Origin of the sequence: Mesorhizobium sp. M1B.F.Ca.ET.045.04.1.1 (genome assembly GCF_003952465.1) — a bacterium.
Classification (GTDB): domain Bacteria; phylum Pseudomonadota; class Alphaproteobacteria; order Rhizobiales; family Rhizobiaceae; genus Mesorhizobium; species Mesorhizobium shonense.
In genome coordinates, this window is sequence record NZ_CP034448.1 from 4,154,231 (window position 1) to 4,179,547 (window position 25,317).

The 25,317-nt window shown below is 63.4% G+C and carries 25 protein-coding genes; 17 read left to right on the forward strand and 8 right to left on the reverse strand.

What is annotated here, in order from left to right:
• The first annotated feature begins 105 nt into the window (after positions 1-105).
• The 7 genes from EJ071_RS20445 (at position 106) to EJ071_RS20475 (ending at position 8,487) form a co-directional block, all read left to right on the forward strand.
• Entirely contained in the window at positions 106-702 is a 597-nt protein-coding gene (locus EJ071_RS20445; protein ID WP_126099494.1) for a LysE family translocator, read from the forward strand.
• 358 nt (positions 703-1,060) lie between these two features.
• Positions 1,061-2,338 (forward strand): efflux RND transporter periplasmic adaptor subunit, encoded by a 1,278-nt coding sequence (locus EJ071_RS20450; RefSeq protein WP_126099495.1) that lies wholly within the window; start codon positions 1,061-1,063, stop codon positions 2,336-2,338.
• Positions 2,335-5,493, forward strand: a complete 3,159-nt coding sequence (locus EJ071_RS20455; protein ID WP_126099496.1) for an efflux RND transporter permease subunit — start codon at positions 2,335-2,337, stop codon at positions 5,491-5,493. Before EJ071_RS20450 ends, EJ071_RS20455 begins: the two co-directional genes overlap by 4 nt.
• A 128-nt stretch (positions 5,494-5,621) precedes the next feature.
• Positions 5,622-6,227: a nitrile hydratase subunit alpha gene (nthA, locus tag EJ071_RS20460; protein ID WP_126099497.1), complete on the forward strand. Its 606-nt coding sequence runs from the start codon at positions 5,622-5,624 to the stop codon at positions 6,225-6,227.
• On the forward strand, positions 6,224-6,883 hold the full coding sequence (nthB, locus tag EJ071_RS20465; protein ID WP_126099498.1) for a nitrile hydratase subunit beta: 660 nt from the start codon (positions 6,224-6,226) through the stop codon (positions 6,881-6,883). Before nthA ends, nthB begins: the two co-directional genes overlap by 4 nt.
• Positions 6,852-7,220, forward strand: a complete 369-nt coding sequence (locus EJ071_RS20470) for a nitrile hydratase accessory protein (RefSeq protein ID WP_189521139.1) — start codon at positions 6,852-6,854, stop codon at positions 7,218-7,220. The genes nthB and EJ071_RS20470 overlap by 32 nt, the downstream gene beginning before the upstream one ends.
• 139 nt (positions 7,221-7,359) lie before the next feature.
• The gene (locus EJ071_RS20475) at positions 7,360-8,487 is read left to right on the forward strand and encodes an ATP-dependent RecD-like DNA helicase (protein ID WP_126099500.1); all 1,128 of its coding nucleotides are present in this window, start codon (positions 7,360-7,362) and stop codon (positions 8,485-8,487) included.
• Positions 8,488-8,492: 5 nt separating this feature from the next.
• Here EJ071_RS20475 and EJ071_RS20480 read toward each other — a convergent pair whose 3' ends face one another.
• The gene (locus EJ071_RS20480) at positions 8,493-8,891 is read right to left on the reverse strand and encodes an STAS/SEC14 domain-containing protein (protein WP_126099501.1); all 399 of its coding nucleotides are present in this window, start codon (positions 8,889-8,891) and stop codon (positions 8,493-8,495) included.
• A gap of 214 nt (positions 8,892-9,105) precedes the next feature.
• Between EJ071_RS20480 and EJ071_RS20485 the strand changes: the two genes are divergently transcribed.
• The 3 genes from EJ071_RS20485 to EJ071_RS20495 all read left to right on the forward strand — a co-directional run bounded on the left by EJ071_RS20485 (position 9,106) and on the right by EJ071_RS20495 (position 13,921).
• Entirely contained in the window at positions 9,106-9,846 is a 741-nt protein-coding gene (locus EJ071_RS20485) for a pyridoxine 5'-phosphate synthase (protein WP_126099502.1), read from the forward strand.
• 92 nt (positions 9,847-9,938) lie between these two features.
• Positions 9,939-11,855, forward strand: a complete 1,917-nt coding sequence (locus EJ071_RS20490) for a potassium transporter Kup (protein ID WP_126099503.1) — start codon at positions 9,939-9,941, stop codon at positions 11,853-11,855.
• Between the two features lie 149 nt (positions 11,856-12,004).
• A complete protein-coding gene (locus EJ071_RS20495; protein WP_126099504.1) occupies positions 12,005-13,921 on the forward strand; it encodes a potassium transporter Kup in 1,917 nt (638 codons plus the stop codon).
• Positions 13,922-13,967: 46 nt separating this feature from the next.
• Here the strand turns inward: EJ071_RS20495 and EJ071_RS20500 are convergent, their stop codons facing one another.
• Positions 13,968-14,879: an SDR family oxidoreductase gene (locus EJ071_RS20500; protein WP_126099505.1), complete on the reverse strand. Its 912-nt coding sequence runs from the start codon at positions 14,877-14,879 to the stop codon at positions 13,968-13,970.
• Positions 14,880-15,048: 169 nt separating this feature from the next.
• Here EJ071_RS20500 and EJ071_RS20505 point away from each other — a divergent pair, with 169 nt between their 5' ends.
• Together EJ071_RS20505 and EJ071_RS20510 are read left to right on the forward strand one after the other, a co-directional pair.
• Positions 15,049-15,459, forward strand: coding sequence for a helix-turn-helix domain-containing protein (locus tag EJ071_RS20505; RefSeq protein ID WP_126099506.1), 411 nt, complete (start codon positions 15,049-15,051; stop codon positions 15,457-15,459).
• Between the two features lie 90 nt (positions 15,460-15,549).
• Positions 15,550-16,779 (forward strand): NAD(P)/FAD-dependent oxidoreductase, encoded by a 1,230-nt coding sequence (locus tag EJ071_RS20510; protein ID WP_126099507.1) that lies wholly within the window; start codon positions 15,550-15,552, stop codon positions 16,777-16,779.
• Here EJ071_RS20510 and EJ071_RS20515 read toward each other — a convergent pair.
• Both EJ071_RS20515 and EJ071_RS20520 read right to left on the reverse strand, forming a co-directional pair.
• Positions 16,733-17,452, reverse strand: coding sequence for a glutathione S-transferase family protein (locus tag EJ071_RS20515; RefSeq protein WP_189521141.1), 720 nt, complete (start codon positions 17,450-17,452; stop codon positions 16,733-16,735). The genes EJ071_RS20510 and EJ071_RS20515 overlap by 47 nt on opposite strands.
• A 1-nt stretch (position 17,453) precedes the next feature.
• Positions 17,454-17,759, reverse strand: coding sequence for a Rieske (2Fe-2S) protein (locus tag EJ071_RS20520; protein WP_126099509.1), 306 nt, complete (start codon positions 17,757-17,759; stop codon positions 17,454-17,456).
• Between the two features lie 97 nt (positions 17,760-17,856).
• On the opposite strand from EJ071_RS20520, the gene EJ071_RS20525 reads away from it, so the two are divergent.
• Positions 17,857-18,312: a MarR family winged helix-turn-helix transcriptional regulator gene (locus EJ071_RS20525; protein ID WP_126099510.1), complete on the forward strand. Its 456-nt coding sequence runs from the start codon at positions 17,857-17,859 to the stop codon at positions 18,310-18,312.
• A gap of 37 nt (positions 18,313-18,349) precedes the next feature.
• Here EJ071_RS20525 and EJ071_RS20530 read toward each other — a convergent pair whose 3' ends face one another.
• Entirely contained in the window at positions 18,350-18,781 is a 432-nt protein-coding gene (locus EJ071_RS20530; RefSeq protein ID WP_189521556.1) for a DUF1772 domain-containing protein, read from the reverse strand.
• A gap of 120 nt (positions 18,782-18,901) precedes the next feature.
• Here EJ071_RS20530 and EJ071_RS20535 point away from each other — a divergent pair, with 120 nt between their 5' ends.
• Together EJ071_RS20535 and ilvC are read left to right on the forward strand one after the other, a co-directional pair.
• On the forward strand, positions 18,902-19,564 hold the full coding sequence (locus EJ071_RS20535; protein ID WP_126099512.1) for a TetR/AcrR family transcriptional regulator: 663 nt from the start codon (positions 18,902-18,904) through the stop codon (positions 19,562-19,564).
• 129 nt (positions 19,565-19,693) lie between these two features.
• Positions 19,694-20,713, forward strand: a complete 1,020-nt coding sequence (ilvC, locus tag EJ071_RS20540; RefSeq protein WP_126099513.1) for a ketol-acid reductoisomerase — start codon at positions 19,694-19,696, stop codon at positions 20,711-20,713.
• 259 nt (positions 20,714-20,972) lie between these two features.
• Here ilvC and EJ071_RS20545 read toward each other — a convergent pair whose 3' ends face one another.
• Both EJ071_RS20545 and EJ071_RS20550 read right to left on the reverse strand, forming a co-directional pair.
• Positions 20,973-21,257 carry a PilZ domain-containing protein gene (locus EJ071_RS20545; protein WP_126099514.1) on the reverse strand — a complete coding sequence of 95 codons (285 nt, stop codon included), beginning with the start codon at positions 21,255-21,257 and terminating at the stop codon, positions 20,973-20,975.
• A gap of 170 nt (positions 21,258-21,427) precedes the next feature.
• A complete protein-coding gene (locus tag EJ071_RS20550; RefSeq protein WP_126099515.1) occupies positions 21,428-22,015 on the reverse strand; it encodes a BA14K family protein in 588 nt (195 codons plus the stop codon).
• A 166-nt stretch (positions 22,016-22,181) separates the two neighbouring features.
• Here EJ071_RS20550 and EJ071_RS20555 point away from each other — a divergent pair, with 166 nt between their 5' ends.
• Both EJ071_RS20555 and EJ071_RS20560 read left to right on the forward strand, forming a co-directional pair.
• Complete coding sequence (locus EJ071_RS20555) at positions 22,182-23,294, forward strand: endonuclease/exonuclease/phosphatase family protein (RefSeq protein ID WP_126099516.1); 1,113 nt, start codon at positions 22,182-22,184, stop codon at positions 23,292-23,294.
• 4 nt (positions 23,295-23,298) lie between these two features.
• Positions 23,299-24,024, forward strand: coding sequence for a hypothetical protein (locus EJ071_RS20560; protein ID WP_126099517.1), 726 nt, complete (start codon positions 23,299-23,301; stop codon positions 24,022-24,024).
• Between the two features lie 185 nt (positions 24,025-24,209).
• Here EJ071_RS20560 and EJ071_RS20570 read toward each other — a convergent pair whose 3' ends face one another.
• Positions 24,210-25,307 carry a 1-aminocyclopropane-1-carboxylate deaminase gene (locus EJ071_RS20570; RefSeq protein WP_245459929.1) on the reverse strand — a complete coding sequence of 366 codons (1,098 nt, stop codon included), beginning with the start codon at positions 25,305-25,307 and terminating at the stop codon, positions 24,210-24,212.
• Positions 25,308-25,317 lie beyond the last annotated feature (10 nt).

Consider the following 25,317-nt stretch of genomic DNA (forward strand, 5'->3'; position numbering starts at 1 on the left):
GCTCGCACCGTCTCAATCTTCTCTCTGGTCCGGCAGTCGCCCGTCGGTGGCTTTTGCGTGTCCGCCAAAAAAGGACAATAAGACTGACATATCTGGGAGGATAACATGTCGCTCGACGCATTCCTTGCCCTGTTGGTCTATGCCCTCGTGACTTCGATCACGCCGGGGCCGAACAATCTCATGCTGCTCGCCTCCGGCGTCAATTTCGGTATCGTCAGGACGGTTCCGCACATGCTGGGCATCAGCATCGGCTTTCTGGTCCTGCTGCTGGCCGTCGGCTTCGGGCTCGGCGCGGTGCTGACGGCGGTTCCGACGCTGCACACGGCGCTGAAGATCGCCGGCGCCGCCTATCTGCTCTACCTCGCCTGGAAGATCGCCATGTCGCGCTCGATGAGCGACAGAAAAGGAGCGGAGGCGCGGCCGATGCGCTTCATCGACGCCGCCGCGTTTCAGTGGGTCAATCCCAAGGCGTGGGTGATGGCGATCACCGCCATGGCCGTCTACACCAACCCGGACCACCCCTTCGTCTCGGTGGCGTTGATCTCGATCGCCTTCACCATCGTCAACCTGCCCAGCGTCTCCGTCTGGGCCGGGTTCGGCACGGCGCTGCGCGTCTTCCTGTCCGATCCCGTGCGCCTGAAATGGTTCAACATCGCCATGGGTGTGCTGCTGGCGGCGACGCTCTGGCCGATGCTCCGCTAGGGTCTGTCGAGATTCAGGTGAGGCCGGCCTGCGAATGGCGGCTTCCTGCGCTTCCGGTGCTCACGTACTTTGAGTACGCTCCGCTCCGGTTCTCGGAAACCACCATTCTCGACTCGTCCTGACCTGAATCTCAACAGACCCAGGCTCATTTTCAACCTGATGCGAGGGGCCGGCACGGCACGTTAGCTGGCTGCACAGCGATTGTGCAGTGCACATTAAATCTTCGTAATGGCGCGTTTTGGCCCTTTTCCGCCAAAGCCTTGCCCTATCTATTCGGCGAAAATCGCGGCAAGGCGCCGTGAATCGAGCTAGAATAAGACCACCGGGTTCGGCGTGTCTGGTAGAGGGCATGGTGTCGATGCGCGGAAAAATCGCTCTTGCAGTCGTTGCGCTGGCCTGCCTGGCAGGTGGCGGCCTCTACTTTTCGCCTGCGACCTTGGGCAAGGTCCAGCAATTAATTTCGGGCCAGCAGGCCGGCGCGGCCAGTGCCGACAAGACGGCAAAGGCATCGGACAATCCGAAGGGCGGCGGCAGTGGCGGCGCGCGTTCGGCCTCGATCCTTTCTGCAACTGCGACGACCGCCGATTTTCCGATCCGCCGCTACGCCATCGGCTTCGTCTCCTCGCCATCGGTGGTCAGCGTGAATGCCCGTGTCTCCAGCCAGATCGTATCGATCGCCGTCAAGGACGGGCAGATGGTCAAGGCCGGCGATCTTCTCTTCTCGCTCGATGACCGCGCTCTGAAAGCCCAACTCGCCAAGGACCAGGCGACGCTCGTCAAGGACCAGGCGATGCTGGTCAGCGCCGCGGGCGACCTCCAGCGCGCCAAGGACCTCGTCGCCAAGCAGGCCGGCACGCAGCAGACCTACGATCAGGCGCTGGCGGCGCAAAAGGCTGCTGCCGCGACCATTGACGCCGACAAGGCGACGATCGATTCCGACACCGTGCAGTTGAGCTATGCGACCATCACCGCGCCGATCTCCGGCAGGCTGGGAGCGGTCAACGTATCCGTCGGCGATCTCGTCACCACCAGCAACGGCAACTCAAGCAGCACGACGCCGCTTGTCACCATCACGCAGATGGACCCGCTGCAGGTGAATTTCACTTTGCCGGAGAGCAATCTGGCGCTGCTGCACAAGGCGCTGGCGAACCCGCAGCAGGGCGCCGTCACCTTGATCAAGGACGGCGACCCGACGCCGATCGGCAAGGGCACGCTCGACTTCGTCGATTCCAGCGTCGACACCGCATCCGGCACCATCGCCACACGGGCGAGCATACCGAATTCCGATCTTTCGCTTTGGCCCGGCCAGTATGTGAACGTCGTGCTCGACGCCGGAACGATGCCGCAGATGACGTCGGTCCCGACGGTCGCTGTGCAGCCCAGCCAGAAGGGCTCCTTCGTCTATGTGGTCAAGCCCGACAACACCGTCGAGATGCGGCCGGTCCAGGTCGCGCTGACGGAGGGCGAAAACAGCGCCATCAGCCAGGGGCTGAAGAGCGGTGAAAAGGTCGTCGTCGAAGGCCAGACCAGGCTGAAGGACGGCGCCGCCGTCCACGAAGGCAAGGCCGCCGGCAACGGCGGTCAGGTCGCCCCCAAGGTCGCGGAAGCCGACAAGGCGGGCCAGGCGCGGCCATGATCTCCGAATTCTGCATACGCAGGCCCGTCGCCACGCTGCTGATGTCGTTCGCCCTCGTATTGGGCGGTATCTTTGCCTACAAGTTCCTGCCGGTGGCGGCGCTGCCGAGCGCCGAATTCCCGGTGGTCAACGTCTCGGCCCAGCTGCCCGGCGCTTCGCCGGAAACCATGGCGACGTCGGTGGCGACACCGCTGATCAAGCAGTTCTCCACCATCGCCGGCATCGATTCGATCTCGACCACAAACTCGCTCGGCCAGACCTCGATCGCCATCCAGTTCGTGCTCAACCGGGACATCGACGCGGCGGCTGCGGACGTGCAGGCCGCGATCGCGCGCACGCAAAGATCGCTGCCGCCGGAGATGACCGCGCCGCCGAGTTATCGAAAGGTCAATCCGGCCGACGCGCCGATCCTTCTGATGTCGCTGGTCAGCGACACGGTTCCGCTGACCGACCTCGACGCATTCGCCGAGAACGTGATCTCGCCATCGCTGTCGACCATTGACGGCGTGGCGCAGGTGTCGATCTTCGGCCAGCAGAAATATGCGGTGCGTATCCAGATCGATCCGACCGCGCTCGCCGCGCGCGGCATCTCGATCGATCAGCTGCAGGCGGCCATCGCGTCGGCGAACAGCAACACACCGCTCGGCGTGCTGCAGAACAACAAGCAGCAACTCACCATCACCGCCAATACCCAGCTCGACAACGCCGCCGGGTTCTCCGACCTGATCATCGCCACCAAGAACGGCCACCCGGTGCGGCTGGGCGAGGTGACGCGCGTCGTCGATTCGGTGCAGACCACGACCACCGCAAGTTGGTACGATGGTACCCGCGCGATAATCATGGCCGTGCAGCGCCAGCCTGATGCCAACACTGTCGACGTCGTCGACAAGGTCAAGGCAATGCTGCCCTCCTTCCAGGACCAGATGCCGGCGGCGGCCTCGATCAAGCTGCTCAACGACCGCTCGACCTCGATCCGCCAGGCCGTCGACGACGTGCAGTTCACGCTGTTGTTGACCATCGCCCTGGTGGTGATGGTGATCTTCGTATTCCTGCGCAGGGTAACGGCGACGATCATCCCGGCGGTGGCGGTGCCGATCTCGCTGATCGCCACGCTTGGCGCGATGTTCCTGTTCGGCTTCTCGATCGACAACATCTCGTTGATGGGATTGACGCTTGCGGTCGGCCTGGTCGTCGACGATGCGATCGTCATGCTCGAAAACATCTTCCGCCACATGGAGGAGGACGGGCTGTCGGCCTTCGACGCTTCGCTCAAGGGTGCGCGCGAGATCGGCTTCACCATCATCTCGATCTCGATCTCGCTAGTGGCGGTGTTCATCCCCGTGCTTCTGATGGGTGGCGTCATCGGCCGCATCTTCAACGAATTCGCGGTCGTGGTGACGGTCGCCATCCTGGCGTCGATGTTCGTGTCGCTGACGCTGACGCCGATGCTGTGCTCGCGGCTGCTGTCGGTGACCAAGGCCGACCGCGAGGCGCATAGCGAAAGCCACGGCCATGACCTCTTCACGCGCGGCTACATCTGGCTGCTCAGCTTCTGCCTGCGGCACTCCTTCTTCGTGTTCCTCGTCTTCATCGGCACGGCGGCGGCGTCGGTCTGGCTGATCCAAGCCTCGCCGAAGGGCTTCTTCCCGCAGGAGGATATCGGCCAAATTTCGGTGACGACGATGGCCCGGCAGGACATCTCCTTCGACGCCATGGTGAAGCTGCAGGGCCAGGTGGCGAACGTCTTCGCGCATTCGCCTTACGTTGCGCATGTGGCCTGGTCGGCCGGTAGCGGCAACAACGCGCTGAACCAGGGCCAGCTCTACGTGCAGCTGAAGGCCAAGGATCAGAGGCCCAACATCGAGAAGGTGCTTTCGGACCTGCGGCGGCAGCTGGCGGGCGTCGCGGGCATCGAGACCTATATGCAGCCGGTGCAGAATCTGCGGCTCGGCTCGCGCTCGTCCGCCAGCGCCTACCAGCTCGTGGTCCAGGGCCTCGATACCGGCCAGACCGATATCTGGGCGCAGAAGCTCGATGACGCGATGGCGGCGGACCACACGACCTTTACCGACGTCACCAGCGATCTGCAGAACAATGCCCTGCAGGCGAGCCTGGTCGTCGACCGCGACAAGGCCGCTCAGCTCGGTATCGACACCAGCACGCTGCGCTCGGCCCTCTATGGCGGTTTCGGCACCGATCAGGTCTCAACCATTTTTGGCTCGGCCGACAGCTATGAAGTCATCACAGAGCTCGACCCGAAGATTGCATGGTCGCCCGAGCGGATGCTGGCCATCCAGGTGAGGACGGCGAGCGGCAGCCTCGTGCCGCTCGGCGCTTTCGCCCATGTCGATCGCACGGCAGGCGCGCTGACCGTCAACCAACTCGGCCAGTTGCCGGCGGTGACGATCTCCTACAACCTGCCGCAGGGCGTGTCGCTCGGCGACACCGTGACACGCATCGACCAGTTGAAAGAGCAGATCGGCATGCCGAAGGCGATCTCGACCAGCTTCGCCGGCACCGCCAAGACCTTCCAGGATTCGCTCGCCAACCAGGGCCTGCTGATCGGCGGCGCGATCCTGACGATCTACATCGTGCTCGGCATGCTCTATGAGAGCTTCATCCATCCGCTCACCATCCTCACCGGCCTGCCGTCGGCGGTGCTGGGCGCGGTGCTGGCGCTGCGCTTCGCCGGCATGGACCTCTCGGTCATCGCGGTGATCGGCATCCTGATGCTGATCGGCATCGTCAAGAAGAACGGCATCATGATGGTCGACGTAGCGCTGGAGCTCAGGCGACAGGGCATGTCAGCCAAAGATTCTATCCATAAAGCCTGCCTGATGCGCTTCCGGCCGATCATGATGACGACGCTGGCAGCGCTGATGGGCACGTTCCCGATCGCGCTCGGCACCGGCGCCAGCGCCGAACTGCGCCAGCCGCTCGGCGTCGCCGTGGTCGGCGGCCTGCTCGCCTCGCAGGCGCTCACGCTGTTCGTCACGCCTGTGATTTACGTCTACTTCGAAAACTTCTCCGGCTGGCTGCTCGGCTTCTCGTCGAAGAAGAGCCGGCCGGCGTTGCACGCGGTCGAGCCTGCCGATCAGCCCTCGCTGTTCGATTCCGAGGAAGAAGCCGAACCGAAAAAGGTGGCCGCCGAATAGAGCATGATCCCGAAAAGTTGCAGACTTTTCGGAGAAGACCGTGCTTCAAAAACAAAAATCCAGGCCGCCGCCGCTTGGCCCAAGGTCTCGTGCTTGCGGCATCGTGCCGGCGATCCTAGTCTGGTGTCATGTCCCACGATCATGACCACGACAACGAGCTCGATCCGTTCGCGGCGCGCGTGCGCGCGCTGGAGACGATCCTCACCGAAAAAGGCCTGATCGATCCGTCGGCCATCGACGTCATCGTCGACACCTACGAGACGAAGATCGGTCCGCGCAACGGCGCCAGTGTGGTGGCGAAGGCCTGGAACGATCCGGCTTATGCCGAGTGGCTGAAACGCGACGCGACGGCGGCGATCGGATCGCTCGGCTATACCGGCCGCCAGGGCGAGCACATGCAGGCCGTCTTCAACACGAAGGACACGCACAACCTGGTCGTCTGCACGCTCTGCTCCTGCTATCCGTGGTCGGTGCTGGGCCTGCCGCCGGTCTGGTACAAGGCGCCGCCCTACCGCTCGCGGGCGGTGATCGACCCGCGCGGCGTGCTCCAGGAGTTCGGGCTGGCGCTGCCGGTGGACAAGAAGATCCGCGTCTGGGATTCGACGGCGGAGCTTCGCTATCTGGTGGTGCCGATGCGGCCGAAGGGCACCGAAGGCTGGAGCGAGGAACAGCTCGCCGGCCTGGTCAGCCGCGACGCGATGATCGGCACGGCGCTGGCGAAGGAGCCTGAATGAACGGGCCGCAGGATCTCGGCGGGCAGATGGGTTTCGGGCCGGTCGCGCCCGAAATGGACGAGCCCTATTTCCACGCCGAATGGGAAAAGCGCGCGCTCGGCGTAACGCTTACCGCCGGCGCCATGGGCGCCTGGAACATCGACGAGAGCCGGCATGCGCGGGAATCCCTGCATCCGGCCGACTATTACGCGTCGAGCTACTATCAGATCTGGATCAAGGCGCTGGAAGTGCTTCTGAAGCGCCATGGCTTCATCACGCAGAGCGACCTCACGGCCGGCAAGGCGGTTGATCCGGCGGCGACACCCAAGCGCGTTCTGAGGGCTGTGGACGTGCCGGCCGTGCTCGCCAAGGGCGGGCCGTGCGACCGGCCGGTCGCCGCGCCGGCGCGCTTCCGGACGGGCGACCGCGTGCGGACGAAGAATTTCAATCCGACCGGCCACACGCGCCTGCCGCGCTATGCGCGCGGCAAGAGCGGGACGATCGAGGCCGTGCGCGACGGCTTCGTGTTCCCCGACAGCAATGCGCGTGGCAAGGGCGAGAACCCGCAATGGGTCTACACCGTGGTTTTCGACGGGGCCGAGATCTGGGGCGAGGACGCCGACCCGACGCTTGCTGTCTCGATCGATGCCTGGGAGAGCTATCTTGAGCCAGCCTGAGCCCAGACTGCCGGACGGCTTCGATAATCCGGTGTTTGCAGAGCCTTGGCAGGCGCAGGCTTTCGCCATGACGGTCGCGCTGCACGACAAGGGCCTGTTCTCGTGGAGCGAATGGGCGGAGGTCCTGTCCGCAGAGGTGAAGCAGCCGGCGGCCGCGAGCGACGGACACGACTATTACGAGCATTGGCTGGCGGCTCTGGAAAAGCTGCTGTCGGCAAGGGGTGTTGCCGGCAAAGGCGAGGTCGACGCGCTGGCGGCCGCCTGGGAGCGTGCCGCGCATGCGACCCCGCACGGCAAGCCTATCCTGCTGGAAAACGATCCTGGGCCCGGCCGGTAGCTCAGGGTTTTGTTCCCTTTACGTTCCTGTGTCCGCCTGGTAGCGTGCCAAGCCTGTAGTAAATGAGATCGTCACCGGCGAGGCTGGCGATGGGACGGCCAATCTTGTATTTCGCTCGCGAATCCGGTCTGTCGCGCTGATGGAATTCTCTCCCCAACAGGACGAGGCTTTGAAGGCGGTCGGCCGCTGGCTGAAGGACGGCCGGCCGCAGGTCTTTCGCCTGTTCGGCTATGCCGGCACCGGCAAGACGACGCTGGCGCGCTATTTCGCCGAACATGTCGACGGGCAGGTGCAGTTCGCCGCCTTCACCGGCAAGGCGGCGCAGGTGCTGCGCTCGAAGGGAGCGACCAACGCCCGCACCATCCACTCGCTGATCTACCGGCCGCGCGGCGAGGAATCAGTCGAGGACGAGGTGACCGGTAAGACCTCGATGTCGCCGACCTTCGCGCTCAACCGGCAAAGCCCGATCGCCCGCGCCAAGCTGGTCGTGATCGACGAATGCTCGATGGTCGACGAGCAGCTTGGCCGCGACCTGATGAGTTTTGGGACGCCGATCCTGGTGCTGGGCGATCCGGCCCAGCTGCCGCCAATCTCGGGCGGCGGCTTCTTCACCGAGCATGAGCCTGATGTGCTGTTGACCGAGATCCACCGCCAGGCGCGCGACAATCCGATCCTCCGCCTCGCCCTCGACGTGCGCGAGGGCCGCGAATTCATGCATGGCGACTACGGCACGGCGCAGGTGATCGGCAGGGAAGGCGTCAACCAGGAACTCGTGCTGAAGGCCGACCAGGTGCTGGTCGGTACCAACCGCACCCGGCGGCGCTATAACCAGCGCCTGCGCGAACTCAAAGGGTTCAATGCCGACTATCCGCAGGCCGGCGACAAGCTGGTTTGCCTGCGCAACGATCCGGCCAAGGGGCTGCTCAACGGCTCGCTGTGGAAGGTGATGACCTCGTCGCGGGAGACGGTTAAGCCCGGCATCAACCTGCTGGTCTCGCCGGAAGAGGACGATCCCGACCGCGGCGTCGCCAAGATCAAGCTGCTGAAGGCGGCGTTCGAGGATCCGGACGCCGAAATCCCCTGGCAGCAGAAGAAGCGGTTCGACGATTTCGACTATGGCTATGCGCTGACGGTACACAAGGCGCAAGGCTCGCAGTGGAACGACGTCGTACTGTTCGACGAGAGCTGGGCGTTCAAGGAGACGCGGCAGCGCTGGCTCTACACCGCCATCACCCGCGCGGCCGAGCGGCTGACGATCGTCCGCTAGTCCGCTTACCCTTCTGGCCTCGCGCCGAGCCATCGCCAGGCGGCGGCTTCGTCATCACTGTCGAAATGCCTGAACTCGAATGGCAAAGCCTTCGGAAAGAGGCCTCCGACAAAGGATGCCCAGCGCGGTTCGCCGATAGCCGCGCAGCGGACGACATGGTCCAAAGCATCGGCCAAACCTTGTCGGATCGTCTTTTCCGAAATATTGGCCCAATCGACGCTCTCCTCGTCGGTCAATCTGACCAGCACGTCGATCCTCGGATGCAGGGCATAGGCCGCTTCGAGCAGGCCGAACAGGTTTTCCGCGTCCGCCGGCGAAACATCTCCAACGACGTCGATGGCAAAAAGCGCGTCGCGATTGGTCTCGATGCGGCGTATCGCTGGCACGGCTTCGAGAAAATTCACTGGCAAATCCTTGCGTTGGCCACCATCTCGCCATCTGGAACACCGGAAACCCTCTATCTGTTCCCTGCAAAGGCGCTATAGATGCCCGCCAAATGCCAGGTGGTTCAGCGTTTGACAGAGCTGCTGAGCCGCTGTGAGTATTTGTTCTTACGCAATTCCAGACGGAAAGCCGCTACGCACTTTTCCTGGAATTGCTCCAACTGGACGCTGGATCATGCCCGCAAAGCTTTCGGTCAACCTCAACGCCGTCGCCATGTTGCGCAACCGCCGCGACCTGCCGTGGCCGAGCGTCACGGGGCTCGGCCGCATCGCGCTGGCCGCCGGGGCGCATGGACTGACTGTCCATCCACGCCCCGACGAGCGGCACACCAGGCATTCCGACCTGCCGGAGATCAGGGCGCTGATCGACGACGAGTTTCCGGCAGCGGAATTCAACATCGAAGGCTATCCGAACGAGGATTTCCTGGCGCTTGTCGAGAAGAACCAGCCCGAGCAGGTGACGCTGGTGCCCGACGACCCGGCCCAGGCGACATCCGACCATGGCTGGAACTTCGTCGCCCAGGCGGCGTTCCTGACGCCGATCGTCAAGCGGCTGAAGAAGGGGGGTTTTCGTGTGTCGCTGTTTTCCGACGCCGATCCGGCCGGCGTGAATGCCGCCCGCGACACCGGCGCCGACCGGATCGAACTCTATACCGGCCCGTACGGCAGCTGCCATTCCGATTCCGCCAAGGCGGCGAAAGTATTGGAAAAACTGGGAAAAACCGCAGATGCGGCAATTGCGGCGGGGCTCCAGGTCAATGCCGGTCACGATCTGACCGTGAACAACCTGCCGGCGCTCGCCAAGCGTATCCCGGCATTGGCCGAAGTGTCGATCGGACATGGGTTGACAGCCGATGCGCTGGAGTATGGCATGGCCGGCACGGTGGGACGGTTCTTGAAGGCCTGTGGATGGTAGGGCAAGGAAGCCTTGCGTAGTTCCGGCGGTTATCACGTATCGCGTGCATCGCAGCGACCGGAAAACATCGGGCATCTGACAAAGTGGGGTCCATGGTGCTAGCCAACGCCAGCAGCGAGTCGGAAACCCTCGAACACTCGGCCTATGCCGACACCGAACGCCACCACAGCACCAAGGTTCTCATGCTTGGCGCACTCGGCGTCGTCTACGGCGATATCGGCACCAGCCCAATCTATGCCTTTCGGGAGGCGTTGCACGCCTCCGGGGGCGCAGTCGCCCGGGACGATGTGCTTGGCGTGCTGTCGCTGATCGTCTGGGCGCTGACGATCATCGTCACGATCAAATATGTCGCTTTCGTGCTGAGGGCCGACAACAAGGGCGAAGGCGGTACGCTGTCGCTGATGTCGCTTGCACGCAGCGCCTATCCCAACGGATCCGGGCTTATCCTCACGATCGGCCTTTGCGGCGCGGCGCTGTTCTTCGGCGATTCGATCATCACTCCAGCCATTTCCGTGCTTTCCGCGGTGGAAGGCCTGGAAGTCGTCACGCCGGCGCTCGACGCTTATGTCGTTCCGATCACGCTGGTCATCCTGGCGGTGCTTTTTGCCGTGCAGCGCTTCGGCACCGGCAAGGTGGCGACCGTCTTCGGGCCGGTGACGGCGACGTGGTTCGTGGCTATCGGCGTTGCCGGCCTCTATCATGTCGTCGACGATTGGTCCGTCCTGCTGGCGATCAATCCGTACTATGCCATCTATTATCTGGCGACCACGCCAACCGGAGCCTTCGTCACCGTCGGCGCCGTTTTCCTGGCGGTTACCGGCGCCGAGGCGCTCTATGTCGACCTCGGCCATTTCGGCCGCAAACCAATCGTGCTGGCCTGGTTTTCGGTGGTTTTCCCTTGCCTGCTCCTCAACTATTTCGGCCAGGGCGCCTTCGTGCTCTCGCATGGCGGCAAGCCGACCAACCCGTTCTTCCAGATGCTGCCCGAATGGGCGCTGATGCCGATGGTCGGACTGGCGACGGCGGCGACGGTGATCGCCAGCCAGGCGGTCATTTCCGGCGCCTTCTCGCTGACCAGGCAGGCCGTGCAGCTCAACCTTCTGCCGCGCATCGAGGTGCAGCACACATCCGAGATGCAGAGCGGACAGATCTACATGCCCAGGGTCAATCTGCTGGTCGCGCTCGGTGTGATGCTTCTGGTCGTCGGCTTCGGCAGTTCGAGCGCGCTGGCCGCCGCCTATGGCATTTCGGTGACCGGCGAGATGCTGATGACGACGGTGCTGCTGTTTGTCGTCATGCGTTGGCTCTGGAAGTGGCAGCTGGCTGTCGCCGTCGCGCTGGCGCTGCTCTTCGGCATCATCGACCTCGGCTTCTTCTCGGCCAATGTCGTCAAGATCGTCGAAGGCGGCTGGGTGTCGATCACGGTGGCGTCGATCATGGGACTGATCATGTGGACCTGGATACGCGGCAGCCGCTATCTCTTCGACAAGACCCGCCGCAACGAAATCCCGCTCGACTTCCTGGCGACAAATCTCATGAAGAAGAAGCCGCAACTGGTGTCCGGCACGGCGGTTTTTCTGACCAGCGATCCACTCAGCGCGCCGACGGCCCTGATGCACAGTCTCAAGCACTACAAGGTGCTGCACGAGAAAAACGTCATCCTGTCGGTGGTGACGGCGCCGCAGCCGGTGGTGCCGGACAGCGAGCGGGTGAAGCTGGAGACCGTCAACGAGCTGTTCATGCGGGTGTCGCTGACCTTCGGCTACATGGAGCAGCCGAACATTCCGCGCGCTTTGGCCATCTGCCGCAAGCAGGGCTGGAAGTTCGACATCATGACGACCTCTTTCTTCCTGTCGCGGCGCTCGCTAAAGGCTTCGCCCAATTCCGGCATGCCGGTCTGGCAGGACCGGCTGTTCATCGGCCTTGCGCGCACGGCGGCGGATGCGACGGAGTATTTCCAGATCCCCACCGGCCGCGTGGTCGAGATCGGCACACAGGTCGCGATCTGACCCTTCAAGCCGACACTTTGCGCGATAGATTTGAATGGACCAGGGCAGGCCGAGCCCTGCACTGGTGGCATGGGAGCCCTAACGCAAGGGCACTTGATATTGCACTGCAGCAAGCGTAGAGCACCGCGCATTTTATCGGAGTGTCGTCCATGGCCCTTGCCAATGGTGCAGAGGCAGAACCCGTCGACCAAACGGGGCATCCGGAAACAGAGCAGCACAGCACCAAGGTGCTGATGCTGGGCGCGCTTGGTATCGTCTATGGCGATATCGGAACCAGCCCGATCTACGCGTTCCGCGAGGCGTTGCATGCCTCGTCGGGCGGCGACGTCGCCAACCGCGCCGACATTCTCGGCGTGTTGTCGCTGATCATCTGGTCGCTCACCATCACGGTCACCATAAAATACATCATGTTCGTGCTGCGCGCCGACAACCGTGGCGAGGGCGGCGTGCTGTCGCTGATGGCGCTGGCGCGCGGCAGCTTCCCGACGCGCTCCGCGATCATTCTCGGCATCGGCATTATCGGCGCGTCGCTGTTCTTCGGCGACGCTGTCATCACACCCGCCATCTCCGTGCTCTCGGCGGTCGAAGGCATGAATGTCGTAACGCCCACTTTCCAGCCTTATGTCGTGCCGCTGACGCTGCTCATCCTTGCCGTTCTTTTTGCCGTGCAGCGGTTCGGCACGGGCGGCGTCGGCCTCGTATTCGGCCCGGTGACCGCCGTCTGGTTCCTCGCCATCGGCCTTTCCGGGCTCAAGCACATCATCGACGACCCCGAAATACTGTGGGCGATCAGTCCCCATTACATCGTCGCCTTCCTGATCAATTCGCCCGACGTCTCCTTCGTCACCATCGGCGCGGTGTTCCTGGCGGTAACCGGGGCCGAGGCGCTCTATGCCGACCTCGGGCATTTCGGCCGCAAACCGATCGTGCTGGCGTGGCTGGCGATCGTGTTTCCTTGCCTGCTTTTGAACTATGCCGGGCAGGGCGCCTTCGTGCTTGCCCAGAACGGTACGGTTGGGCACCCGTTCTTCGAGATGAACGAGGGCTGGGCGCTCATCCCCATGGTGGCGCTGGCAACGGCGGCGACCGTCATCGCCAGCCAGGCGGTGATTTCCGGCGCCTATTCACTGACCAGGCAAGCGGTGCAGCTCAACATGCTGCCGCGGCTCGAAATCCTGCACACGTCGGAAAAACAGTCCGGACAGGTCTACATGCCGCGCGTCAACATGCTCTTGGCGCTTGTGGTGATGCTGCTGGTGGTCGGCTTCGGCGAGTCCAGCAGGCTTGCCTCCGCTTACGGCATCTCGGTGACCGGCAACATGCTGGTGACGACGACGCTGCTCTTCGTTGTCATGACGCGCATCTGGAAGTGGAACCTCTGGCCGGCGATCGCGCTGACGGCCGTGTTCGCGCTTATCGACATCGGCTTCTTTGCCTCCAACATCGTCAAGGTGTTCGAGGGCGGCTGGGCGTCGCTCGCCGTGGCTTTCGCCATTATCCTTGGCATGTGGACCTGGGTGCGCGGCAGCCGTTACCTGTTCGAGAAGACCCGCCGCAACGAAATCCCGCTCGATTTCCTGGCGGCAAATCTTCTGAAGAAGAAGCCGCAACTGGTGTCGGGGACCGCCGTGTTCCTGACCAGCGATCCGCTGAGCGCCCCTACGGCGCTGATGCACAGTCTCAAGCACTACAAGGTTCTGCACGAACAGAACGTCATCCTCTCGGTGGTGACGGCGCCGCAGCCGGTGGTGCCCGACAGCGAGCGGGTGAAGATGGAGACGGTCAACGAGCTGTTCATGCGGGTGACGCTGACCTTCGGCTATATGGAGCAGCCGAACATCCCGCGCGCTTTGGCCATCTGCCGCAAGCAGGGCTGGAAGTTCGACATCATGACGACGTCCTTCTTCCTGTCGCGGCGCTCGTTGAAGGCTTCGCCCAATTCCGGCATGCCGATCTGGCAGGACAGGCTGTTCATCGGCCTTGCGAAAACGGCGGCGGATGCGACAGAATATTTCCAGATTCCCACGGGGCGCGTCGTCGAGATCGGCACGCAAGTGGCGATCTGAGATTGAGACCATGCCCAGACGGGCACGGTCCCAAATTCAGCGACGATCAGTGATGTGCGTGGGCTGGTCCGGTCAGCGCGGCCTTGTTTGCCTCGAGGAACTGCTTCAACGTCCGCGGCTTGCGGCCCGACAGCGTCTCGACCGCGTCGGTCACCATGCCGATACGGCCGGATCGCGTGTTGGCGTCGAAGGAGACGATGATGCGGGCAAAGTCCTCGGGAAGGCCGGCCGCCTTGACGCCCTCGGTCAGAGCCTCGTCAGGCAATTGGATGACTTCCAGCGGCTTGCCGGTGACTTCGGTTACCAGGGCGGCGATTTCGTCCGTCGTGTAGGCCTGCGGGCCGGTCAGCGTGTAGATTTGGCTCTCCGTCGTGCCGGACGCCAGGCTCGCGGCGATCGCGGCCGCCATGTCGTCGCGCGCGCCATGGGCGATGCGGCCATCGGCGGCCGAGGTGTACCACTTGCCCGACGAAATGGCATGCGGCAGCGACAGGAACAGGTTCTCCTGATACCAGCCATTGCGGAAGATGGTGTAGGGAATCCCGCTTGCCTTGATCGCCTGCTCGGTGCCGTAGTGGTCGCCGGCAAACAGCACCGGCGAAACCGGCTCGGGATTTGGCATCGAGGTGTAGAGCAGATGCGAGACGCCGGCCACCTTGGCCGCGGCCACCGCCGCCTGATGCTGCTTGAGGCGCCGGTCGCTCTTCAGGTCGAGTTCGCCGGTCGAAATGATCAGCACCCGGTCGGCGCCCTTGAATGCCTTCTCCAGCGAGGCTTGGTTGTCGAAATCGGCCGCCCGGACGGTGATCCCCAAGGCCGCCAGATCGGCAAGGTTTTCAGGATTGCGGGTGGTGGCGATGATGCTGGCCGGCGCAACCTTCTGCGCGTTCAGCAGATGGTTGACGACGGCGCGGCCGAGATGGCCGGAGGCGCCGGTGACGAGAAGGGTTTCGGTCATGGGAGGTTCCTGAAATTGTGTCGAAGGGCGTCTGTGGTTTATGGTCTCAAAAAGAGACCAGCGCTAAAATAGGAATTGACCCGAGGCCGTAAAGAAGGCAGTTTTTCGGGAGGTAGGCACAGCCGGGGAACCACCAGGCTGGCCGTCATTCGCTCATCGGAACGTCGCCATGGACAGCAAGATCTTCAACCTGAAATCGAAGCTCGAGGTCTACAAGGCCATGACCGGTGGCGGCAATTTCGGCGATTGCCCGGTTCGCGACGTGATCCAGGGCATCAACGGCAAATGGAGCTCGCTGCTGGTCATGGCTTTGGCCGAGAGGCCTTACCGGTTCGGGGAGTTGCGCCGCCTGGTGCCCGATATCTCGCAGCGTATGCTGACGCAGACGCTCTACGACCTGCAGCGCGACGGCTATGTGCATCGCGAAGTCTTTCCGACCAAGCCGCCGAGCGTCGAATACAGCCTCACCGATCTCGGCCGCTCGATGTTCGCGCCACTGCAACTGCTCATCCAATGGGCCGAACTCAACCATGATGCGGTGCGCGAAGCGCGCGCCGCCTTCGACAACGCGCAGGCCTGAGCTTTTCCTCCCGCGGGATAAGCGTCAAAGCGCCGCTTGATCTGGCGCTTTCTGTGCGGGATTGTTCCCCGCCGGTTCGGGTTGGGGGCAATGAGCAAGTCTTACGAGATCGCGATTGCCGGCGCCGGTCCGGCCGGACTGGCCGCGGCACTCTACCTCAAGCGGGCAGGGCACAAGGTCACCATTTTCGAGCGCTTCGACGAGCCGAAGCCTGTCGGCTCTGGCCTTATGCTGCAGCCGACCGGGCTGACGGTGCTCGCCGATCTCGGCCTGCTCGACGAGATTCTTTCGCGGGGAAGCCGCATCGAGCGGCTGCACGGCACGGATGCGAAAAGCGGGAGAACAGTGCTCGACGTGCGCTACGACGCTCGGCGCGGCCGCCGCTTCGGCCTCGCCGTGCATCGCGCTGCCCTTTTCGGTGTGCTCTATCGCGCCGCCCGACGCGCGGAAATTCCCATTGAAACCAATGTCGAGATCGATGCGCTGGATACGGGCGAGCGTGCGAGGCCGGTCTGTGCCAATGGAAAGCGACTGGGGCCCTTCGATCTGGTCGTCGATGCCAGCGGCGCGCGCTCCAGGCTGCGGCAATGCCTTGGCGACATGGCTGTGCTGCGCCCACTCACTTATGGCGCCTTTTGGGCGTCCCTCGGCTGGCGTCACGGCTTTGACGAAAGGGCGCTGCTGCAGCGCTACGACAAGGCAAGCATCATGCTCGGTGTGCTGCCGGTCGGCCGGCCGGAACCTGGCGCGGAAGGCATGGCCGCGTTCTTCTGGAGCCTGAAGCCCGCCGACGTCGAACAGGTGCGGGCAGAGGGCCTCGACGCCTGGAAGGAGAGGGTGGTTTCCGTTTGGCCGGAATGCGAGGCGTTCACCAACCAGATCGACAGTTTCGAGCAGCTCTCGCTCGCCCGTTACGGCCACCACACGATGACGCTGCCGGCGGGCCGACGGCTGGCGGTGATCGGCGACGCCGCGCATTCGGCCAGCCCGCAGCTCGGGCAAGGCGCCAATATGGCCCTGCTCGACGCGGCGGCACTCAGCCACGCGCTGGCGCGGACGAACGGGATCGACGAGGCGCTGGAGGCTTATGCACGGGCGCGCCGCTGGCATGTGCGGGTCTTCCAGGCGCTGTCGTTGTCGTTGACGCCGTTCTACCAGTCGGACTCCGTCGTCTTGCCGTTCGTGCGCGACCGATTGGTGGCGGTAGCGGCGAGGATCCCGCCGGGACCGCAATTCCTCGCCGCCATGGTCGCCGGTACGGTGATCGACCCGTTCAGGCCGATCGGGCTTGCGGAGTTTCAATGGCCTGCAGCCGGATGATCTCGGAAAGATAAGATCCCTTTGCCCGCAGGAAGGCGTGCAGCCGCCGCGGATAGTCGGCGCCGACCGCTTCCCTGACCGATTGCCGCTTGCTCAAGGCCTCACGCCAAGTTTGGAGCAGAGGCTTTCCGTCGAGAACGCCGAAATCGCCGATGCGGTCGAAGGTGTCGAAATAGCGGAAGATCGGCCCGTAGACGGCATCGACCAGCGAGAAGCGGTCACCGGCGAACCATGGACCGCTCTGCCTCGCCGACAATTCCGCCTCCACGCGCGCAAACATTTGCGACAGAGCTTTGCTTTCATTGGAAAAAGCGGCCTCGTCGCCAGCAGAATAGAAGCGGCCGATGGCGTTGAGGATAGCCGAGCCGAATTCGATCCAGGCGCGGTGCCGGGCCCGCATGAGCGGATCGGCCGGATGCAAGGGATTGGCCTCGGTGTCCTCGAGGAATTCGAGGATGACGGCGGATTCGAAAATGACTTCTTCCGCGTCATCTCGCCTGACGCGAAGCAAGGGCACCTTGCCGAGCGGCGAGATGGCCTTGAACCAGTCCGGCTTGTTGGCAAGGTCGACATTGACCCGCTCGAACGGCACGCCTTTCTCGGCAAGCGCAATCGCCGCGCGCTGGACGTAGGGGCAAAGGTGATGGCTGACGAGGGTTAGCCTTGCGGTCATCTCACTCTCCCCAGACATAGTTCAGCGTGCCGTCCTCGACGCGGGTCGACAGGAACATCAGGCGCGAGCCTTTTGGCGCCGGGCCTTCGAGACGCTCGCCGCTTTCCATGTCGAAGCGGGCGCCGTGCCACTGGCAAACAAATGTGCCGTCCTTGCAGTCGAGCGGCCCACCGAAATGCAGGCAGGCATTGGCCGCGGCGCGGATGCGCTCGCCGCTGCGCCAGACATGGACCTCGCGGCCGAAGAAGGGCGCGACCAGACTGCCGGTCTCAGGGATATCGGCCACTTTACAGATTTCATGTTTCATCGGAGTACTCCCTATTGATGCAATTGCATCTATATGGATGCACTTGCATCGATCGTCAAGCTTGATGCAATTGCATCTATCGAATAGGGTCCCGCCGATGACGAAAAAATCTCCTTCGCCCGACGCCATCAAAGCCTGGGGCCGCCTGATGCGCGTATCGCGCCAGTTGGTCGAAAAGACCGAGGATGCTTTGAAGACCGAGGGTCTGCCGCCGCTTGCCTGGTACGACGTGCTGCACGAACTTGCCGAGGCGGGCGAGGGCGGCTTGCGGCCGTTCGAGCTGATCGATCGCGTCCTGCTGGCGCAGTACAACGTCTCACGGCTGCTCGCCCGGCTGGAAGCGGATGGCCTGGTGGAAAAGCTGCCCGTCTCGGATGACGGCCGCGGCCAGACGGTACGCATCACGCCAAGCGGCCGGGAGACGCGCCGCCGCCTATGGGCAGTCTACGGAAAAACCATATCGGAGCTGATGGGCGACAGGCTTTCGTCCGAGGAGTTGGAGACGCTGGCCCGTTTGCTCGGGCGGCTGCGCGATCCGCCGGTCATGGAGTGACTTGCCGCCTGAGCCGGCCCGGTGGGATCGCGCGGATTCAGGTCAGGTGGCTGCCCCACAGAAATGCCAGCGTCGCCAGCACGCCGAGGGCTGCGCGAACCAGGTGCATGTTCCCCCATCTGACGATCAAGGCCCTGGCTTGTGGATTGATGGCAGCAGCATCCATCGCCGACAGCGCCTTGTTTGTCGCCATCATCACGATCAATGTCCATGGCCAGGGCAAGATGATCAGCACCGCCCCGACCAGATAGGCAAGACTGCCGGCCTGCCACCAAGCGACGAGGCCAAGAAGACAGGCAATAGCGGCAATCGAGGCCTGCATGGCGGCGCCGCGCTTGTAGGAGGGTTGCCACTCCAGCAGCAGCGCCTTGTCGTCGAGGGTAAGCCGCGCCGGTTGCTCCGCGACGCTGACATAGACAGCGGCGCCGGTGAAGGCGGCTGCAACTGCCAAGGCAAGCAGACCGGCCAGCATCTTGTTCCTCCGGCAAGGAATGGAAAATAGCGCTTGCATGGCTTCGGACAATACGGCATAGAACCGAACCGTAACGTACGGTACGCCCTGGACTGGTGGGCGTGAGCCGAGGGAAACGTGTTGCACAGCGTGCCGGACATCGATGCCAGCGAAGCGCTCACCGAGCGGCAGCAAGCCGTTCTGGACGCCGCGCTTCGCCTGCTGGTCGAGGAGGGCGACAACCTGACCATGACAGCGGTGGCGCGGCGGGCAAGCTGTTCCAAGGAAACGCTCTACAAATGGTTCGGCGACCGCGACGGGCTGCTGACCGCGACGGTGCAATGGCAGGCCTCGAAAGTACGTGTGGCGCCGGTCGACCGGAAGGGTCTCGACCTTGCTTCGCTGACGGCAAGCCTCGAACGCTTCGCCTCCGACTGGCTGAGGGTGATTTCCAGCGATACGTCCGTCGCGCTCAACCGCGTGGCTGTCGGCCATGCCGGTTCCGGCAAGGACGATCTTGGCGCTATTGTGCTGCAGAATGGGCGTTTCGCGCTGGCCAGGCGCCTGAAGCCGGTGCTGGAAGCAGGCAAAGAGGCCGGGTTGCTTGGCTTCGACGACGCCGAGACGGCATTCCGCAGCTTTTTCGGGCTGGTCGCCCGCGATGTGCAGATCCGGCTTCTGCTCGGCGACCGGCTGGAATTGACTGAAGCGGCGATCGGCGGCGATGCCGTGCGGGCGACGCAGCAGTTTCTCGCTCTTTACGGAGCAAAAACCGGGCCGCAAGGCCCTGGAGCCGGATGATTTCAGGTCAAGTCGACCTGAAATCTGAATCCGGCTCTAAATCAAAGAGATAGAGCATGATGTCGTCCGAAAACCGCTTCACACTTTTCGGCATCATGCTCTGATCTTCAAAACGGGAAGGAAGACGAAATGCGTGTCTATTACGATCGTGACGCCGATCTCAATCTGATCAAGGGCAAGAAGGTCGCCATTATCGGCTATGGCAGCCAGGGCCGGGCGCATGCGCTCAACCTCAAGGATTCCGGCGTCAAGGAGATCGCCATTGGTCTCAAGGCCGGCTCGGCAACCGCCAAGAAGGTCGAGGCCGACGGGCTCAAGGTGATGAGCGTGGCGGATGCCGCCAAGTGGGCCGACCTGATGATGATGGCGACGCCCGACGAATTGCAGGCCGACATCTATAGATCAGAGATCGCGCCGAACATCCGCGACGGCGCCGCGATCGCCTTCGCGCACGGCCTCAACGTGCATTTCGGCCTGATCGAGCCGAAGGCTTCGGTCGACGTCGTCATGATCGCGCCGAAGGGCCCGGGCCACACGGTGCGCGGCGAATACCAGAAGGGCGGCGGCGTGCCGTGCCTGGTCGCCGTCAACCAGGATGCCTCGGGCAACGCGCTCGACCTTGCGCTCTCCTACGCCTGCGGGGTCGGCGGCGGCCGCTCCGGCATCATCGAGACCAACTTCCGCGAGGAATGCGAGACCGACCTGTTCGGCGAGCAGGTGGTGCTGTGCGGTGGCCTGGTCGAGCTGATCCGCGCCGGTTTCGAGACGCTGGTGGAAGCCGGCTACGCGCCGGAAATGGCCTATTTCGAGTGCCTGCACGAGGTCAAGCTGATCGTCGACCTGATCTATGAGGGTGGCATCGCCAACATGAACTACTCGATCTCGAACACCGCCGAATGGGGCGAGTATGTCTCGGGCCCGCGCATCATCACCGCCGACACCAAGGCTGAGATGAAGCGCATCCTGAAGGACATCCAGACCGGCAAGTTCACCTCGGAATGGATGCAGGAGTATCGCGCCGGCCTGTCGCGCTTCAAGGGCATCCGCCGCAACAACGACAACCACCAGATCGAGGAAGTCGGCGCGAAGCTGCGCGCGATGATGCCGTGGATCGCCAAGAACAAGCTGGTCGACAAAGCGAAGAACTAAGGCGATCCACGTTCTCCTGCCTTGCGCGTCCTCGGGCTTCGCCCTGCGGTCGCGCGGAGTGATCGCCAAGAACAAGCTGGTCGACAAGGCCAAGAACTAAGGCGATCCACGTTCTTCTGCCTTGCGCGTCCTCGGGCTTCGCCCCTGCGGTCGCGCGGAGTGATCGCCAGGAACAAGCTGGTCGACAAAGCGAGAACTGATTGTCGGTCTTTAGACTGTGAATCACAGGCCGGCGGAGCGATCCGCCGGCTTTTCATGCTCAGCCGTAATGCCAATGCGGCTTCGGCTCGGTGCCGGTGAATTCGACGCCGATGCGGTTCTCGCGGCGCCAGCGGACGATCGCCTTGTAGCCGACGCCGTCGGTCGCCACGTAGAGCAGGAATTCGTCGGGCACGCGCGCCTCGATCGGCACCTTCAGCTCGGCGCCGCCGGGATGCATGTTGCGCACCGTGCACTTGACCTCGGAATTGTTGATGCCGGTCAGGATCGCCGCGCCTTTCAGTACGCGTTGCCTGTGCTTGCCTCTCAACTCGTTCTCAGCCATGGCGGGCATGTCCTAGCGGATCGCGGCACCGCGATCGTCATGCGGGGCATCGCATCACCAATAGACGTTCCCGCTAAATTTAAGGTTATTGCCTCCGCAGGCGGTTTCTTTCTTGCCGAAAAGGAAACGGCGCCGCGATGGGCGCCGTCTCATTCTTCCTGCGGACCGGCTCAGATATAGGGCGAAATGCACTGCCGGCGCGGGCCGTAATTGGGCTGGAACGTGTTGTCCCAGGCCCGATAGGACCGGTAGCGATCATAGCACCACTGGACATGGGCGCTGGAAAGCCGCTCCGTCCGGTAAATGCGCCGCGGCTGATAGTAGCGCGGATAGGGATCATAGTAGTTGTCGTAGGCTAGGGCGCCTAGACCCAAGCCGAGGCCTAACCCAAGAAGGGCCGCGTCGCCACCACCGAAATGCCGATGATGGCGATGGTGGCGCCAGCGCCAGTCTCCATCCCATCTGCCGCCATCCCAGTTGCGGGAGAAATGACGGCCGCGGAAGTCGCCGCCGCGCCATCTGAAGTCGCGGCCGCGCCAGTCGCCACCGCGCCGCCAGCGCCAGTCATACATCTGCGGCGAGTAGTTGTTGCCGCCAGCCCAACTGTCGCGGACGGGGATGATCGTGGGTGCCACCGCGCTGGTGGCGGTCGAGAGATCGGGCTGCAGGATCGGGCCGGCGATCGACGGCGCCGTCAGGCCTGCCATGAGGCTCAGGGCCACCAGCCCGGAGCCGAGGGAAGACAAGAGCGGTTTCATTTCACTCTCCAAGGAGTAAAGGCCCCACGCCCAGAAATACCCCGGGAAGAGGCCTATTGATGGGACTTTCCGTCTGAACGGAGGATGAACGGAAAGGTTCCGTCAACCATGACTGGTGTCGCCTGGCCCTTGTTTTCGCTCTTGCTTGCGGGCAAAGGTCTCGGCCATGTCGCTGCGCCTCGCCACCTTCAACGTCGAGAACCTGATGAACAGGTTCGATTTCTCCGGCTACCGCAACCAGCTCAACGAGGACCGCACACTGGCGCTGTTCGATATCCAGAGCGAGGCTGAGTACAGGCTGCTCGAACAGGCGCGCACCATCGCCCAGTCCGACGATACCCGCCAGCTTACCGCGCTCGCCATAGCAGCGACCCGAGCGGACATCATCTGCATGCAGGAGGTCGATAACATCGAGGCGCTGAAGGCCTTCGAATATGGCTACCTCTTCAAGATGATCGGGCAGGGCTACCGGCAGAAATACACCACCGCCGGCAACGACTCCCGCGGTATCGACGTCGCCGTGATGATGCGCAGCGAGACAGCCCAGGGCCAGCCGATCGAATTCGTGCGCATGGCCAGCCATGCCTATGTCACGTTCGAGCAGTTCGGCCTGTTCACGCCGGAGCTTGCAGCGCTTGGACATCTGGCCAACGACCGCATCTTCCGGCGCGACTGCCTTGAAATCGACGTGACGGTTGGCGGCGTGCCGCTGACGCTCTATCTGGTGCACTTCAAGTCGATGGGTTCGCCGCGCAACGGGCTCGACGGCCGCCAAGCGACGATGCCGCTGCGCATCGCCGAAGCGCAGGCCGTGCGCCGCATCATCGAGGAGCGTTTCGGCAAGGACCATGCCGCCGACAAGCGCTGGGCGATCTGCGGCGACATGAACGACTATCGGCAGCGCGTGAAGATCGAAGGCGACAGCTTCGACGGCTATCGTTTCGAGGTGGTAGACGAGGCCCAGTCCGCGATCAATGTTCTGACCGCCGGCGGCTTTTGCGAAAATGTCGTCGAGCGGCGTCCGGAGATGGACCGCTGGAGTTTCTATCACACACGCGGGCCGGAGGAGCGGCATCTGTGCCAACTCGACTACATCCTGCTGTCGAAAGCGCTCGCCGCGAAGAACGCGACGGCAGTTCCGGACATCATCCGCAGCGGCCAGCCCTGGCGCACCATCTTTCCGTCCGGCCAGGAAGTCGAACGTTTCCCGCGTGCTGGATGGGACAGGCCGAAGGCCTCCGACCATTGCCCGGTGGTGATCACTCTGGACATGGCCTGAGCCCGTGAGTTTCGACCTGCCGCGCAACGTCATTTTGCCGGTCGACGCAGTCGACGTACTGCTCGACCCAAGCCTTCATCCTTTCGAACGCGACAACCAGGCAGCGATCGCCGAAAACTGGCGGCGCGAGATGGAGGCGAAGCCGGCGCTCTATGACGGCACGGTGGTGCTGCTTTCGGCGCTCGCCTATCGCGATAGCCGGCTCGTGGGCCGCTGCCATGCCGTGAAGTACTCTACCTTCATGCTTTGGCGCAAAAACCGCGAGCTGAGCGGCGCCGAACATGCCTATGCGCATGCCGTGCTGGTCGCCGGCGACAATGCGCTGGTGGCGATCCGCATGGGTTCGCATACAGTCAATGCCGGCCGAGTCTATTTCGCCGCCGGCTCCTTCGAGCCGATCGATTTCCGCGACGGCCTCGTCGATGTCGATTTCAACATGATCCGCGAGGTGGGCGAGGAGACCGGCATCGACCTGTCGGCGGCCCGGCGCGGACGGCGCTACCACGCGCTATCGACAGCGAGCGGCACGGTGATTTTCCGCCGCTACCGGGTGGCCGAGCCGGCCGACGAGATCTCGCGGCGCATCGGTGCCTTCGTTGCCGCTGAAAACGAGCCGGAGATCGAGGGCCCGGTCATCATCCGCCATGCTGATGACCTGCCAGACGGTCTGATGGGGCATATGAAGCCGCTCATCGAATGGCATTTTGCTGGCAGTGACGAGGACCTCTGATCCTTGATGTCGCCTTTGCGAGCAAGCGGAACGTCTTCCGCGACCCCGGCAACCCGTCACTGAAGCGCGTCGCGCTGAAAGGGGTGACGCGCTTTACGTCTTTGTTTTTATGCATGTCGTTATCCCAAAACCGCTGCACACTTTTGGGCGACATGCACCAGGCAGCCAGCCGGACGGAAGCTCGATCATGGAAAGATTGGAGGTAACGTGTCCTCAGGCACGCGTTCCTGGGCGCCGAGCTCGCTCGCGAGGTTAGTCGCCGGGCGATCGTCCTTGTAATAGTAGCTGTAGCCGTTGATGGCCGGCGCGCCGCCGAGATGCGCGTAAAGGATTCTTGAACCCTCGGGGAAGAAGCCTTTCCTGGTCAGATCGATCAGGCCCTGCATCGACTTTCCCTCATAGACCGGATCGGTGATCATAGCCTCCGTGCGGGCTGCCAGCCGGATCGCGTCATTCGTCGCCTCAGACGGAACGCCATAAGCCGGATAGGCATAGTCGGGATTGATCACGATTTCGTCGTCGCGGACGGCTCGGCCCAGCCCGACGAGGGCGGCGGTGTCGTCGACGATGCGGCGGACCTGAGCGCGGGTCTGTTCGAGCGTCCCGGAGGCGTCGATGCCGATCACCCGGTCGGCGCGGTCTTGCGCGGCAAAGCCGACGATCATGCCGCCCTGCGTCGACCCGGTCACGACGCACACGATGATATAGTCGAAGGTGAAGCCGAGCTCGGCCTCCTGCCTGGCGACCTCTTCTGCGAAGCCGACATAGCCCAACCCGCCGTACTTGTGCACCGAGGCGCCAGCGGGGATCGGATAGGGCTTGCCGCCCGCGTCCTTCACCGACTGGATCGCGTCCTCCCAGCTCTTACGAATGCCGATATCGAAGCCGTCGTCTACAAGCCGGCTGTCAGCGCCCATCAGGCGGGTCAGCAGGATGTTGCCGACCCGGTCGTAGACCGCATCATAGTGGGGCACCCATTTTTCCTGGATCACCACGCACTTCATGCCGATCTTGGCCGCTGTCGCGGCGACCATGCGGGTGTGGTTCGACTGGACGCCGCCGATCGACACCAGCGTGTCGGCGCCGGAGCGAATAGCGTCCGGCACGATGTATTCGAGCTTTCGTAATTTGTTCCCGCCCATGGCGAGACCGGAATTGCAATCGTCACGCTTTGCGTAGATTTGCACCTTGCCGCCCAAGGCCGCGCTCAGCCGGGGCAGATGCTCGATCGGCGTCGGGCCGAAGGTCAGCGGATAGCGTTCAAACTTGTCGAGAAGTGACATCGATCTGCCT